The sequence below is a fragment of the Bacillus sp. m3-13 genome, from assembly GCF_000175075.1.
Classification (GTDB): domain Bacteria; phylum Bacillota; class Bacilli; order Bacillales; family Bacillaceae_I; genus Sutcliffiella_A; species Sutcliffiella_A horikoshii_C.
The window spans coordinates 101285-115714 of the sequence record NZ_ACPC01000048.1 but is presented as its reverse complement, the minus strand read 5'-3'; the positions used below and the strand labels follow the sequence as shown (position 1 = coordinate 115714).

Sequence of the window (14430 nt, the reverse complement as noted above, 5' to 3'; positions counted from 1 at the left end):
CTTCTATATTTCTTGCTGTGCATCATTTACCCACTTTAATGCAATATCTCTAAAGGATAGATAATCGTCTTTTTCTATTTTTTGCTTACCATATGTGGCACGATCGAACAACAAAGCAAAATCGAAGAAAAACTCTGCCAGCTCTTTTTGTTCTCTTCTTAACTCATCATAATACTCCCAATTCGTTTTCCAAATTTTCGCTTCCAGCCATTGCCGTTCATGGAAGTTCAGAAGTAAGCCAAGAAAAAGATGCCTGGTAGCAAGAGAAAAATCTCCCACTTCTTCAAATTTTTCCGCCTCATTCACATGCTGTTGAAATGACCAATCTAATTCCACACCCGATTGAAAAGGCTTGTTTTTCTTGTTCCGTCCAAAAGGGTTATTTTTTGCAAGGTATGTGATTACGAAAGCACCTAATATTACGATTACAAGGATGATGACGAGGATCATAATGTTACCAGCTGTTCCGCTTGTATTTTCCATGGATGGGAAGAGTCGGGAAAGTAAATCTGCCAGCCATGCTTTAAATTCATCCCACCAAATTTGCAAGGTGTTTCTTGTATCAGCATAGTATACTTGATATTCTTGTTGGTCCAGGATTTCCTCTAATTGTTCTCTTGCTTCTGGTTCTGTAAGCACGATTTATCACCTGCCCTTGTCTAAGGAATCGGGTTTAACTAATATGGTAATCATCAATCAGATCTCTTAAATCATCAGCATCATGACGAACCTTCAAGTCCAAATACATAACAGCGTATCCGACTGCCATAATGAGGGTAGTAAAAAGAGTGGAAAAACCGACTATTAATCCAAGAAGAACACTGTTTCCAAGAAACGCAGAAACAGACAATTCTATGGCTACACCTATGGACGTTGTAATTAAAAAGAAAATGATATAAAGTCCTATCAATTTAAATGTTCTACCTTTGGATAGTCTCCAACTTCTTGTTAACCCGGGCGAGTTTTTGTCCAATACTACTGAACCGAAGAAGAAACTCCATCTTGTAAGAAGAAAGGCACCGATAAGGAACAAACTGATCGTTAACACGATAGAGACGATAACCCCTGCTATTACATCTATGGAGAAAAATATAATGGGAATAAGTACGCCTAAGAGTATAAACCCAAATAGGATACTAAAAGCTATGATAACGTATAACAGAGAGGAACCAATCAACGGGAAAAAGCGCCCAAACGCCTGTTTGACTATTGTACTAGCGGTAAACTCTCGATTATGTTTAATATGATTTACACCAAATAAAATCGCAGCTTGAGCGACAGGATATGTAAACAAGACCAATAGGGAAACAAAAAGTGTTCCAATGTCCGCTGCAAGGTTACTAGATAAAGAGGCTTCTTCCGTTAATTCCATATTTCTCATCATCTCTTCATACCAAGCTCCACCGCCGCCTTCTTGTCTAAAAAAACTTTTTCCAGTAGCCAATTCAATGATTGCTTGCAAAATATAGATTGGTCCAACTAATAGTAATAAGATAATGAAGAAATCTTTAAACTTGTATTTACTGATTTTAAACGTCTGATCAAGAATTTCTCCGAATCCTTTTGGTTTATTAAGGTTATTGTTCATGTCTATTCCTCCCTAAAACTATTCCAAATGTTGTCATATCGACTATTTTACCATTAATCTAGCAAAATTCGAGAAATAAATTATGAAAATGTGTTGATTTAGGAAATAGGAAAAGCCGCTCTCCTTTTGAGAAAGCGGCTTTTCGTAATTCGGATTTTTATTTATAAAAAACCTTTTCAACATTATACTTAGCTTGAAGTGTGTTAGCGATGTATGTTTCATATATTTCTCTTTCCATTGGATCCTCAACGATACACACGTCAATACGATAGACTTCATCACGGTGGTTTTTGATTGGGGATACATTGTCCTCAAAATGCTTTTTAATTCGTTGGCGAAGCTTTCTCGCTTTTCCAACAAATAATAAATCTTCATTTATATTAAAGAACATATAGATTCCACCTTGATCGCGTGGAATTTTATGAAAATCAATAAAGCCATTTATCGGTGTAATAATTGGTTCATCGTTTGTACGAATCTGCTGGCGTTCCGTAATGGAGACACTAGGATTCGGTATGGTAATTTTTATCATAGTAAGTCACGTCCTCTTTTTCAGTAGAGCTACATGTTAACACAAAGGCCTGATAATAGCTATAACAGTTTTTATCCAAGAGGTCTAATGGCTCCTGCTACATCATAGTTACTTATATCAAGAACCGTTTGTTCTCCCATAGCGAGCCTAGCCAATTCAGCTCCTAAAAAAGGTCCGCTTGTTAACCCTGAAGCGCCAAGTCCATTCGCAATTAATACATTATCATGATTTGGAAGCTTTCCGATGATCGGGAGGAAACCTGGTGTAAATGGACGGAATCCGACCCGCGTTTCCAATATGGTGCCATCTGATAGACCTGGTGCAATTTCCAATGCCTTACTTAAGATCTCATTCATGCCACCTGCAGTAACCCTAGTATCAAAACCAGCATCGTCTTCATGTGTTGCCCCTATCACAATACGACCATCATCAAAGCTAAGGATATACTGATTATTTGGTGGCATAACAACAGGCCAATCTTTCGTCTGTTTCGTATCGATTTCCAAGTGAACAATTTGTGCCTTTTGGGGGACAACTTCAAATTTCATTCCCAACCCTAGAAAGATTTCCTGTGCCCAAGCTCCACCCGTCACAATAAACAAGTCCGCTTCCACTCTCTCTTCCCCTAGTGTTACACTTGTCACTTGGTTATCTTTGACTTCAAGGCCTGCATCGCCTTCAAGAAACTGGGCCCCATGTTTTTTGGCAGCATTTCTAAGAGCGTTGCGAAGGGCACCACCATTCACCTTTGCCCCTCCGGAAACGTGTACAGAACCGAACTCTTCTGACAACACAGGAAAAAGTTCTCTCGTTTCTGCAGGGCTTAAGATCGTCACCTCGCCGATTTCAGGAGCTTCTTCTCTTCTTTTAATGGCTCTTTCCGCCATCTTCTCGAGTTTCTCTTTATCTCTATGTAAGCTTATGGCCCCAACATGGTTGTACCCAGTATCCATTTCTCCATCTGCTTCTAAGTGATCAATTAAAGTTGGGTAATACTTTGCACCGTTTTTGACCATGTTATACCAAGCTTTATTTCGGCGCTGCGATATCCAAGGACAGATAATCCCAGCCGCCGCATCTGTTGCCTGTCCTTTATCAAAACGGTCGATAACCGTTACATTCTTACCAGCTTTAGCTAAATGATAAGCGGCAGAGGCCCCAAGGATCCCAGCGCCGATAATTACGATGTTTTTCATTAATAATTAGCACCTTTTCTCTTTTGTTTGTTTATAAGTGTACAGTATATTTAACCCATGCTCAATTTCCTCAACAGAAAAACCCCCTTCTTTTGCAGAAAGGGGGTATGTTTTAGCTCACATACAATCGATTAACCTCTTTTGTTACATGCATGATTCTTTTTGCATCGTTCTCTAGTACCTCTTTTACATTGCCACCAAACCATTCAAGCGAAGCTTCCACCTCTGTCAAGGAGACTGCAGATTTTACAAATTCCTCATAATTAAGAATTCCTTTAAATAGTGGTGTCATCCCTTCCCTTGAGCCTGCGGCGGCATATACATTATGTGGGCTAAATACATCTAGTTTGTTTCTAGATGAAATATTCTTAAAATGAAAATGCTTGATAAATGGTTTTAGTTTTACAAGAGCATCTATTGGGTCCGCTCCTGATTCCCATATATGTAATACATCAAAGTTAATTTTTAAAGCAGGATGATCCACTTCCTCCAACAACTGTAAAGTGGAAGGCACTGTGTCGGTCAGGGTATTCGGATGCGTTTCTAATAGTAGAAATTGATTCTCTCTTTCTAGCTCTTGACAAATCATTTTGAGCTTCTCAACCATCAATTTACGCTCTTGATTATTCAATGAGGCACTTGCACGCTGCCCGGCAAACGTTCTTAATTTATTCGTTCCCCAACGATGGCCAAGCTCACTTAGTTCCATCGTTGCGTGGAGAAGTTCACTATGTGACAAATGAAGAGGCAGATAGTCACTTATCATACTTGTATATAGGTTGTACGATGCCAACCAATCACTGTTATACTGTGGATTCTCTTTCAAATGCTTCGCATGGATGCCCCATAATTCTATACCTTGGAAATGATTCATTTGTGCCCATTCTGCTATTTCTTTAATAGAATGGAGGTGATGTCGAAATGAGATGGTACATAAGGATAAATTCATATACATTTCCTCCTTCAAGCTAGTACTTCCGTGTGTTTATTTGACACCCAGGCTTCAAAGCATTCATTTAGACCTTTTTTGATAAAATATTCAAGTTTCTCTTGTTCATTTATTTTTTCATGAATTTCTTTTAATACGTTATCATCTGCTGTCATTGCATATTTCATCGCCCGATATTGTATGGCAGTAAACCCTTTAACAAGCTTTTCAATTTCATCGCACCATGCTTCAAACCATTCCTCTGAGTAACCATCAGCCTCCCAGAAGAAAGCGAAGGCGTGTTCATAGGCATATTTTCTGATTGCCAACACTGGTATCTGCTTTAAAGCATTTGAAAGTTCAGATCGCCTATGCTTTTCGGTACCTCTTGAAAATAAATCTACTATTTTACGAATGGCCTCTGACATGGGATTTTCATCATGTTTCATACATGTCCGGAAATAAGCTTCAATGGTTTCCGTATTAGTTGGATTTATCTGTTCTGCATCAAAGTAATACCCGCCTTTTACATCTGGAACCATAATCGCATCTAGTATCTTTTGTTTTGGTAATCTCCCTTCCCACCTGAAATCGGGATCAAACATAAACCATTCATCTGGATCATCTGTTTCCACTAACATGACATAGTGTGGGAATGGGTTTTGATGAAACTTATTTTCACGTTCAGGAAGCATGGATAAATCAAGCATTACCATAATGGAACGGTAACTTGGTTTATTTTTCATCAATTCAAGCAAAGTCATGACATTTGTAAGTTTTGACTTTTTATCGTCATACCAACGATGTATCTTGATACCATATAGCATCTCATACCATGTTTTAAAAAAGTCGTGATTGATATTTTCGGAATGGTAGCTTAATATGCCGTCTGGTGAAACGTCGAAATCCGCATCCCATACACCAAAATAAAAAGGGCGATGGTCCACGCCATCTGTTTTTTTAATTACTTCACATACACAACTTACGAAGCAATGGACTTTAATCATAACTGTCTCTCCTTTTCATAAGAGTTCTTGGACAACTCCTCCAAAAAGTTCAATAATGTTTCAACAGTATGGAAGTCCTTTGGCACAAGCATGTCATCCGGGATATTTAGACCCAAATCCAACTCTAAATGTAAAATAAGTTGTAAAATCATAATGGAATCCATATACAAATCTTCATTCAATCTTGCGTTCTCTTCGAAAGAGTTCCATGTTGGTATTTTTAATTTATGTTTCAATATATCGTACACAGCCTGATAAAGCTCTTCTCGATTTAGCATCCCATCATCTCTCCTACTAGCTTTCTACTAATCTTTCCATTTGGGAGAGTCGGAATTTTCTCAACCTGTGTATATTCAACCGGAACTTGATGGGGGGCAAGCTGCTTTATGCACCAATCCCTTAACTTAGACTCTTCCATAAATGACGAAGCAACAAATTGAACACATACTCTCTCCCCTGCAAATGCGTCTGGTTTTTTATAGGCAACCACCTCTTGGATGTTCGGTGCCTTCAGCATTACCTCTTCCACCTCGTGTGGATACACATTGAGACCTGCTACGTTAATCATGTCATCTCTTCTACCAAGGAGGCATAGGGAGCCTGAATCGTTGATATATCCTATGTCATTTGTATGGATAACTTTTCGTTTTCCGTGTACTATCACTTCTTTAGGGTCATTCTTATCTTGTCCTGCTTTGAGAGTAAAATGTCCTAGTGGAAATCCCATTTCATGAGGTTCTTGGACATCTGGGTTAATCGCAATACAACCAGCTTCTGAACACCCATACTGCTGCAAAACTCTATTCGTTTTGCTTTTTAGATCCTCCAGACATTTTGCAGACATCAACATCCCTGATGTCATGACATTGTGAAAGGAGAAGTCTTGTGGTGAAAGCTTTGTTAACGTATCTATAAAAGCTGGCGAAGCATACAAGAGATGGTTTGGTGTCTCCATTAATTTTTTTAACACATATTTTGGATTGAGATTATGAAGAATGATAGGGTTTGTTTCTCGTTCTAAAGCAGTAAGCACCCCGCTTATAAGTCCATATGAATGGGAAATCGGACATGCAATAATCGGTACGGTTCCTTTATCAACAGGCAAACTTTTATTATAGCTATCTATCTCTTCTTGAATGGCATCCCAAGAGCGTTCCAAACATTTTGGTTCACCCGTTGTGCCTGAGCTCATTTGGACCAGCACCCCTTGTTTTTCTACTCTGTCATTTATCATTAAAATGGGAGAATTAAAATTTTCGAATAATAAAATATGACTGGAGCTTTTATGAGCAACACGAATTGCTGCATCTCTTGGGGTTGCAGCATGGATAGGTACAACTGACCCGCCATTTTCTTTTATATATAGAGTGAGAGCCAATGCATCAAATACATTATTTGTGCAAACGGCAATTCTCTTCTTCCTGCAATCACGAAGGACGTTCATTTGGTCAAAACGTTCAAATTGCTGATGCAAATCACCCTTAGAATAGAACTGATCGTTTATGAAAAACATTAATATAACTCTCCTTCCTTAAATAAGCTGTTGATAACGGAATGACGATACTCTCTTTTATCTATTCCTACTTTTCTTGTAAAAAGAGACTCAGTAAAAATACATTCCTTTTCTGCTTTTAAAAGTTTGTTTCTTTCATGTAATGAAGGATAAAGAACTAAATGGCGATAAATGGTTTCTCTAACCACTTCCCAGAAAGCTTCTTCTGGAAAGTTCATGTGTTCACTTAGCAAGAAAGAAACTTCACTCAAATGAAACACAAATAAAGTATCCATGATCAATTCCCTTAAACCCTCTATAGAGGACATCCAATAGAATTCATCGTCCCCTGCATTTAGGTAGCATGGATGTAACTTTTTAAAATTTGGAGCTAAACTGGGCTGTTTCAGAAAATCTTCCACATATTCCAAGCTTTCATGGAAATCTCTTAAAATTATTTTTTTAGGCCAACCATCTTCGTGAACAAGTATCATATTTTGCGCATGGGCTTCAAGAGCCACTCCTTCTGATACAAGCAAATGCCATACAGGGACAACCGTAACTTTAATGAACTGTGTTACCCATTCTTTGATTCCATGACGCTCAAGCCAAGGTTTTATAAATGGTTCACCATCTTGTTCTATTAAGGACATGGCATTCATGGGAATGGCCCTTTCCTCCTCCTTGACGAAACTACTTGGACTTTTCCTCCAAATAGCTGCTAGGTGACCGGATAGATTCGGGTTATCCTCCATTCCCACTATTCCTGCATATTCTGGCAGAATGTTAAGGCTCTCCGTTAGGTAGCTATCAGACTTTATCAATTTCTCCAACCAGTTTGATAGAGTGGGAGCGGTACATACAGAGTGTGGTTCTATCAGTCTTAAAGACGAAGTGTTCACCATGTTTAAGGGTAATTTTATATGTGCCTTTTTGGGATGGGTTTCATTCCACAGTGTTCTAACAGATTGGGTAGCCCGGAAAAAGTCTCCGGCATATCCAAGTGGGATCATACTGTCCGGACTGAGACACTTTAGCTCGTGTTGAATCTTGTTCTTCCATTGCCAAGGATGAACAGGAAACAGGGAGTAATCCTTGGTTGTACCTCCCGCCATATTTAGACGCTCAAGGAGTAACGAATAGGTTTTTACGCCTAATTCATCTTGTAGGAATGTCTCTTCTGCATGTGGAAAGGAGGCTTTTACATAGTCTCTTTTTACGGCAACCCACCACAACTGGAAGGATTGTCGCGCTTCTGGTCCATACATTTCATGATCGGATAGGCTAAAACCAGTTCGCGCCTTAAAGCAAGGGTGGTACGGATGACCTTCCATTATGGCTGATTCCATTTCTTCATAGGAAAGGCCTCTCCTATATGGATGCTCAAGATTTTTCTCATTCCAGTCACCAAGCAAAATGGTTTGGTGTAACTCCTCCATCAAGCTATCTTGCATTTTTTTGTTATTTGTTAGCTGTAATACGATTTCCCTTAACGGTTCAGATATTGGGCGGCCTTGTGTATCCGTAATTTCCATCGTGCTTTCTTTCAGGCGGATTCTTCCAAAAGAGGAGCGTTTCGCTTCCGAGTGTATGCTAAGATTATTAGCAAATATGGTGATATGGGTTTTGGACCTCTCGTTATTTATCTCGAAAGGAAGCAACTTTTCAAACATAATTGCCTCTAGCAACTGTTTGATTACTCTATTTTCCGTTTTAGACACTACTTGCTGTTGCATAATGTTTCTCCTTTTTATTCATGGATAGCATTAGGTGAAATGGATTTGGTATGGAAGTATAGACTGCCTGTTCCAAATTAGTCAGTAGTTCATCCACATCATGAAAACGAGTCATAAGGTTAGCTTTGCAAGGCAATACCTTGTTGTTTAAAATAAATTCAACAAATCGTTTTCCTTCCCCAGATAATCTCTTTTCAATTTTTTTTAACTCACTGATCATCCAATGGACTAACTTATCCTCAGCAATCAAGCCGTCCTCTCCCATTCTATAAATGATGGAGAAAATATGGTTAATGAATAGATAATAAGTAAACCGATGTTGGATTATTTCTTCGTTATAAAATAATTCAGGTGCGTTCTTCAAGTTGACAACCAACTTTTCAAGCTCATCTCTCTTCGAATTTGATAGATAATAGCCCTGATTATCTCTAAAGTAATATTGAGTTGGAAAACTGTTTGATACATCCACCAAACTGTTTTGCTGGTGTGCTTCTAATGCCAATCCATATTCATCATAAAGTGCAAGCATTGGCTCTACCGAACAGTCCCAATATTTTTGAAACCATTGAAAGCTTGCATCTTCGGGGCTTAACAGATATTCACTAGAAATATTTTGTATTAATTTTTCAAGTAATGATTTTTCTCCTGGTAATGGATCTTGGACCAATGCTGCAATCGAATGAACACCTCTCCCCTCACCTTTTTGAAAAGGATTCGATCGCATAATGACTTCAAAGCCATTTTCCATTTTCCCAGGAAGGTTAAGTGACAAGGAAACCGGATCGTTCAACACGCTGAATGATTTATACTTCTGCAAAAAGTCAATTTTGTTGAACAGTTCCGCCATCACAACTCCAGCTTCTAATTCATGCACTTTGTTTACTCTCATAGAATTAGTCACTTTTACAGGGATGGAGAACTTGTACATCCATTTATCCTCTTTGTTATAAACCGTTCTAATGGAAGAGGTGGCACTAAAAGCTTTCCCCATAGGCCCTATATATTTTATTAAGTTATCCTCCATTGCTTTCTGTACATATTCCTGTTGCAGAAGCCATTGGGACTGTAATGGATGCATAGGGAACAGATAGCTACCATCTTTGGTAATGTTGAGAATCTCATCCTCAACTAAAAAGGAATCCTCCTCAGTAAAGAACCTTTTTTTCAGAATCGATTTATCTACTTCAAAATAGTGTAGCTGAAAAGAACCTTTCAGTTCGGGAGCGTAAAGATCATGCTGCCATGTGGCCATTCCTTGTCTACTTTTCGGGGTAGGATGCAACCAATGCCCAAATATGAGTGACTGCTCCGATTCTAAAAAACTGTATTCTTCTACTTTTTTTTCACTTGTTTTTAATATTGTTTTTTCTAAATATGTACAAATCGTATGATAGCTATCAATCAACCGTAGAATAAGTTCATCATAGTGAGAGGCCATCTCCGTACAATTTTTGTTTTTTGCTTGAAGGTTCAGCTCTTGAATGCAGGTGATCATGCAGTTTAAGGGCTCTTCTTCTATCCACATTAATTCCTTATCATGAAATTTATAGACTCTACCCAGTTTATGTTTTCCTACTAAAGATCGATAGTTTACTTCAATAATCAATCGAATATGTTGTAAAGGAAGTATCAGTTCTAATGCTTCCTCACCATTAAATATGTAGGGTAGTTTAAACAGCTTAAGCAAATCATTCTTCTTTAGCCAATTCCCCTCTCCAACCTCTCGAATATAACAATTCATAAAGGCTTGGTAGGAGGCGTTTTCTGCAATTTTTTTAGCTGATTGTTGCATAATGCCACCCTTTCTACTTGGTCTGCTAGTTTGGTGATAATGATTATCATTGATGAATAAAAAAAGAATGAATCTCTCAATGAAATTCATTCTCAATGATAACCATTATCAATTAAAGTATCCATGCACAAATTTAACTTTCGGCATAGACAAAATGTACATTTTAAATATAAAGCAGAGTTTTGTCCAAATTAAAATACCTAACTAAACCATCTATCATATGTTTTCTTCCCAATGGTCCCCATGGATCCCATTCCTGACTGCTTGGTATATAGATGTCTTTATTTTCAACTGCTTTAAGTTGATTCCATTCAGGATGCTTTGCCACTCTGTCCACTGCAGCCTTAGTGCTCCATAAAAATAGAATCTTATCTGGATTAAGTTCCAATAATTCATTAACTGTAATAGAGATATACCCACTTTTAGGCAAATCTTGATGTGGTTTAAATTCTAGTGTCTGAAACAAAAGTTCCATGCATGCATGATTGGAGGCCCCGTAAAGTCTAATTTCCTCATTTCTTACCCAAACAACTGCCCACTCCCCGCTTCTGGCCACCCCTTTTAATATCTCTTTTGCTCGTTTCTCTAATTGACCCATATCTTTCTTGATAGTAGCTGCCGCTTCTTCTTTACCAAAAAAATGAGCCATTTGATCTAAATAATCATCCCATGTATTCTGAAAATCTATGGAATGAACTTCCTTATTCTTCATCCATGTAAGAGTCTGTTGCTCCCCATGGTGAAGAGAGGTCTTAATGATACAATCAGGATCGACTGTCATAATATCTTTGGAATTAAAAGTTTTTTCCGCATTCAAAAGGAATGTACCTTCTAAAGGTTTTTCGAGATAGGAAGGAACTCCGTTTGTCTTTGGGAAAATGCTTGGATAAACGGGAGCTGCTACTGGTTGAATACCTAATGACAGCAAGTGATCTTGTAAAAATAATTGACTGACCACCGCGACTCTATTTTGAATCTTTTTTATGTATACAGTTGGTGATAACCCTTCACGTTTTTTAAATAATCGACTAAAGTAAAATTCGTCCTGAATACCTATCTGAAGCGCAACATCTTTTATATTAATACCTTTATTTTGGACTATAAGTTCCTTAGCTTTTTTCAATTTTGTATCAAGTACATATTCTTTTGGTGGAATGCCTGTTTTCTTTTTGAAAGCTCTCGCAAAAGAAACCGGTGTCATTCTAGCTTTGGCAGCAAGGTCTTGAACAGTAAAATGTCTATGAGAATTATTTTTGATATAGTTTATGGTTTGATCTATATCGTCTAAAGGTTGCACTTCTGTCATGCTACCAATCAATTTCCAAAGCTTTGCTTGAAAATTGCAACGGTCCAAAAACGATTTGCTATTTTGAAGGATTATAAGCTCATCTAAAATAGGACTTATTTTACAAGGTTCCGTAGCGGTGAAGCGTATTTCTTCTGGTTTCATATCAGCTATTTCTATCATATATATTTTTAAATATTGGTTTGCAGGCGACAAGATAGAACCGTTTTTCATCCAATAAGCTTTACCCTCGGATAGTGTCTCTACATTAGACAATTCATTATTTTTAACGGCAGCTGAATTTGCCGCCACATAAATAATGGAAGGAGGTGCGCATAGCTCTTCTCCTTCCTCTAGTAGGTGATGAGTAATTCTGTTCATTACGATTTCCCCTTACTTTTATTCTCTAGGATTCTATCATTATACATGATAATGATTATCAGTTGCAATAGAGTAATGAGGTTTTGGTTCTTATGTTCTAGGTCCACTCTTAAAGATGCTTTTTTTCGACCAAACTATCTAAAACAAGCAACAAACTAGCTGCAACCAATTCTGTATTCAGTGGAACGGTGATCCCCTTTATCCATTGATCAGTCAGATATAAAGGAATCCATATAAAAAGGAAGGTAATCCCTATTTTTGAAATAATAATGGTCCACCTTCTTCTTAGTCTAGGCAGAACTCTAATTAAGAATGTCATGGTGGCTATTTCAAAAAGCAAGGTCAATGGAATCAGTAAAACGATATAGTAAATCAACGAACTTTTTGTGTCATATTTAACACTGAACAGTTGAAAAAGACCGGCAAAACCAAACAAAAAGGCTCCTCCCACAAATAGCAGAGCAAGTGCAAAAAGAAGTGTCATAGAAATCGCTAAAATCAATTTATCGGAACCACTTAAATTTGGATCATGATCATGTCCCATAATGCTCTCCCCCTTTTTAACCCTATTAATAGGTGTTATTCTACTATGGGGGAATTCATTCCAACAAAAAAAGCAATAAGTCATTTGACTCATCGCTTTTCTTATGGAAATTCTTCAATTAATCTTCCCGGTGTCCAAAATTGATGTTTTTTCCATAAAATATTTCGTCCATTTCATTTGTCAGCTTGTTTGTAATTTCATATCTTTCCTCATCTGACAGTTTGTCTTTAGAATAACCGAACAGATAATTGTTTAAGTCAAACTCTTTTAGGCGACACTTTGTGTGAAAAATGTTTTCTTGATAGATATTTACATCAATCATATCATAAAGGCTTTTTACGTCATTTGGTATGTAATTTTGGATAGAGTTTATGTCATGATCAATGAACAGCTTGTTTCCATTAATATCTCTAGTAAATCCTCGAACACGGTAATCCATCGTCATAATATCTGTTTCAAAAGAGTGTATCAGATAGTTTAATGCTTTCAATGGGGAAATCTCCCCGCAAGTGGATACATCAATATCGGCCCGAAAAGTACTGATGCCTTCTACTGGGTGATATTCCGGATACGTATGTACCGTAATATGGCTTTTATCAAGCTGGCATACTACCGAATCTGGTAGTGGTCCAGGAGACTCTTCATAAGATTCGGTCGGTACTTCTACTACTGGTCCTTCAGAAACAAGCACTGTTACACTAGCCCCTTGAGGTACATAGTCCTGTTTTGCCACATTTAGTACATGTGCACCGATCAGGTCAGCCACGTTTTTTAAGATTTTAGTTAAACGATCTGCATTATATTGTTCATCTATATAATCAATATAAGATTCCCTTTCCTCTTTTGTCTTTGTATAACAAATGTCATACATATTAAAACTCAGAGATTTGGTCAAATTATTAAATTCATGCAGTGTGATTCTTTTTTCTGAAGTCAAATCAAAATTCCCCCTTTATTTATTTTCTATTGTTATAGTACCCCTTCTGCTATAGAAAAAAACTATTTACGAACTCAAGAATTCGCATATCACTTTTTTCTGTTCACGATAAACAGATTGACCTAATTGGATCAGCTCGTCCATATAGGTTACATCATCAAATGGTACTTCCTCGCCTAATTCCTTATTGAGACGGATGTAATTACTTCCTAATAAATGACTGCATTGATAGGACACAGATTCAGATGATAATTGCAAAGCAAGGTCTAATAATTTTGGTGTAACTTTCATAGAAGGGAATTGAAACGGTAACCACTGTTTTACCCCCCAATATTTATTCTTTTGGATGGTAAAATCAATTTTTTGAAGTCCAGTTCCGATAGACAGAATTTCAATATCTTCCAGTTTCAATTTAAAATATTCCAACCCTTCGGTAATACAAACTAGTGATGGATTGTTTGCCCAAAGTCCTCCGTCAATGGATAGATAGTCATTGCCGATATTGTTGGGGGGGAAATAAACAGGTGCAGAACATGAGGATAGCACGGCATCCCATAAGTGAATGGTCATATCTTTTGCCGCCTTGTTCCCATAATTGGAACGATGTACAAATGGCCTGCCATGGGTAAGGTTAACTGCAGGAATCAACAGTGGACTTGTGATATCCTTTAATTTGCGTTTTCCAAACGCTTGCATAATAAAACGTCTAAGCTGACGGTCACTATAGATGCTTTTGAAAAGTCCCACTTTTGCCTGACGAGTAAATATCTGTTTTCCATATTTCTGATAACCTGATAAAACTTCTTTCATTGGCTTTTTGATGGAAACGGAAGAAGCGATGATAGAACCTGTACTAGTCCCTGCGACTAGGTCTACCAAGTCGGCTATTGGCCGGTTGTATTCTTTCTCGATTTCCTGAAGAATAGAAACGGCAAATACTCCCCGGATTCCTCCCCCATCAAGACACAACATTTTCATTTACATATCTCCCGTACTCATTTCCTATTATGCT

14 protein-coding genes are annotated in these 14430 nt (G+C 37.7%); all 14 read right to left on the bottom strand.

Going from position 1 to position 14430, the window contains the following annotated elements; all coding sequences use genetic code 11:
- Positions 1-3: 3 nt before the first annotated feature.
- On the bottom strand, positions 4-639 hold the full coding sequence (locus M313_RS0120265) for a DUF4129 domain-containing protein (RefSeq protein WP_010199593.1): 636 nt from the start codon (positions 637-639) through the stop codon (positions 4-6).
- Between the two features lie 34 nt (positions 640-673).
- Positions 674-1588 carry a VIT1/CCC1 transporter family protein gene (locus tag M313_RS0120260; protein ID WP_010199591.1) on the bottom strand — a complete coding sequence of 305 codons (915 nt, stop codon included), beginning with the start codon at positions 1586-1588 and terminating at the stop codon, positions 674-676.
- A gap of 157 nt (positions 1589-1745) precedes the next feature.
- Positions 1746-2120 carry a nucleotide excision repair endonuclease gene (locus M313_RS0120255; RefSeq protein ID WP_010199589.1) on the bottom strand — a complete coding sequence of 125 codons (375 nt, stop codon included), beginning with the start codon at positions 2118-2120 and terminating at the stop codon, positions 1746-1748.
- Positions 2121-2191: 71 nt separating this feature from the next.
- Positions 2192-3316, bottom strand: coding sequence for an NAD(P)/FAD-dependent oxidoreductase (locus M313_RS0120250; RefSeq protein ID WP_010199586.1), 1125 nt, complete (start codon positions 3314-3316; stop codon positions 2192-2194).
- Between the two features lie 112 nt (positions 3317-3428).
- Positions 3429-4265, bottom strand: a complete 837-nt coding sequence (locus M313_RS0120245) for a sugar phosphate isomerase/epimerase family protein (RefSeq protein WP_010199584.1) — start codon at positions 4263-4265, stop codon at positions 3429-3431.
- Between the two features lie 14 nt (positions 4266-4279).
- The gene (locus tag M313_RS0120240) at positions 4280-5251 is read right to left on the bottom strand and encodes a DUF6005 family protein (protein WP_010199583.1); all 972 of its coding nucleotides are present in this window, start codon (positions 5249-5251) and stop codon (positions 4280-4282) included.
- Positions 5248-5529 (bottom strand): petrobactin biosynthesis protein AsbD, encoded by a 282-nt coding sequence (asbD, locus tag M313_RS0120235; RefSeq protein WP_010199581.1) that lies wholly within the window; start codon positions 5527-5529, stop codon positions 5248-5250. The genes M313_RS0120240 and asbD overlap by 4 nt, the downstream gene beginning before the upstream one ends.
- Entirely contained in the window at positions 5523-6764 is a 1242-nt protein-coding gene (locus M313_RS0120230; protein ID WP_010199579.1) for an AMP-binding protein, read from the bottom strand. The genes asbD and M313_RS0120230 overlap by 7 nt, the downstream gene beginning before the upstream one ends.
- Positions 6764-8479 (bottom strand): IucA/IucC family protein, encoded by a 1716-nt coding sequence (locus M313_RS0120225; RefSeq protein WP_010199577.1) that lies wholly within the window; start codon positions 8477-8479, stop codon positions 6764-6766. The genes M313_RS0120230 and M313_RS0120225 overlap by 1 nt, the downstream gene beginning before the upstream one ends.
- Positions 8457-10271, bottom strand: a complete 1815-nt coding sequence (locus tag M313_RS0120220; RefSeq protein WP_010199575.1) for an IucA/IucC family protein — start codon at positions 10269-10271, stop codon at positions 8457-8459. The genes M313_RS0120225 and M313_RS0120220 overlap by 23 nt, the downstream gene beginning before the upstream one ends.
- A gap of 163 nt (positions 10272-10434) precedes the next feature.
- Positions 10435-11937 (bottom strand): AraC family transcriptional regulator, encoded by a 1503-nt coding sequence (locus tag M313_RS24205; RefSeq protein ID WP_010199573.1) that lies wholly within the window; start codon positions 11935-11937, stop codon positions 10435-10437.
- Between the two features lie 109 nt (positions 11938-12046).
- A complete protein-coding gene (locus tag M313_RS0120210) occupies positions 12047-12481 on the bottom strand; it encodes a YrvL family regulatory protein (RefSeq protein ID WP_010199571.1) in 435 nt (144 codons plus the stop codon).
- A 118-nt stretch (positions 12482-12599) separates the two neighbouring features.
- Positions 12600-13418: an adenosylmethionine decarboxylase gene (gene speD, locus M313_RS0120205; protein ID WP_010199570.1), complete on the bottom strand. Its 819-nt coding sequence runs from the start codon at positions 13416-13418 to the stop codon at positions 12600-12602.
- A gap of 66 nt (positions 13419-13484) precedes the next feature.
- The gene (locus tag M313_RS0120200) at positions 13485-14396 is read right to left on the bottom strand and encodes a CBASS cGAMP-activated phospholipase (RefSeq protein ID WP_010199569.1); all 912 of its coding nucleotides are present in this window, start codon (positions 14394-14396) and stop codon (positions 13485-13487) included.
- Positions 14397-14430 lie beyond the last annotated feature (34 nt).

Excerpts from the sequence above, each read along its gene's own strand:
- M313_RS0120260 (WP_010199591.1), bottom strand. The coding sequence starts at position 1,588 with ATGAACAATAACCTTAATAAACCAAAAGGATTCGGAGAAATTCTTGAT.
- M313_RS0120255 (WP_010199589.1), bottom strand. The coding sequence starts at position 2,120 with ATGATAAAAATTACCATACCGAATCCTAGTGTCTCCATTACGGAACGC.
- M313_RS0120250 (WP_010199586.1), bottom strand. The coding sequence starts at position 3,316 with ATGAAAAACATCGTAATTATCGGCGCTGGGATCCTTGGGGCCTCTGCC.
- M313_RS0120245 (WP_010199584.1), bottom strand. The coding sequence starts at position 4,265 with ATGAATTTATCCTTATGTACCATCTCATTTCGACATCACCTCCATTCT.
- M313_RS0120240 (WP_010199583.1), bottom strand. The coding sequence starts at position 5,251 with ATGATTAAAGTCCATTGCTTCGTAAGTTGTGTATGTGAAGTAATTAAA.
- asbD (WP_010199581.1), bottom strand. The coding sequence starts at position 5,529 with ATGCTAAATCGAGAAGAGCTTTATCAGGCTGTGTACGATATATTGAAA.
- M313_RS0120230 (WP_010199579.1), bottom strand. The coding sequence starts at position 6,764 with ATGTTTTTCATAAACGATCAGTTCTATTCTAAGGGTGATTTGCATCAG.
- M313_RS0120225 (WP_010199577.1), bottom strand. The coding sequence starts at position 8,479 with ATGCAACAGCAAGTAGTGTCTAAAACGGAAAATAGAGTAATCAAACAG.
- M313_RS0120220 (WP_010199575.1), bottom strand. The coding sequence starts at position 10,271 with ATGCAACAATCAGCTAAAAAAATTGCAGAAAACGCCTCCTACCAAGCC.
- M313_RS24205 (WP_010199573.1), bottom strand. The coding sequence starts at position 11,937 with ATGAACAGAATTACTCATCACCTACTAGAGGAAGGAGAAGAGCTATGC.
- M313_RS0120210 (WP_010199571.1), bottom strand. The coding sequence starts at position 12,481 with ATGGGACATGATCATGATCCAAATTTAAGTGGTTCCGATAAATTGATT.
- M313_RS0120200 (WP_010199569.1), bottom strand. The coding sequence starts at position 14,396 with ATGAAAATGTTGTGTCTTGATGGGGGAGGAATCCGGGGAGTATTTGCC.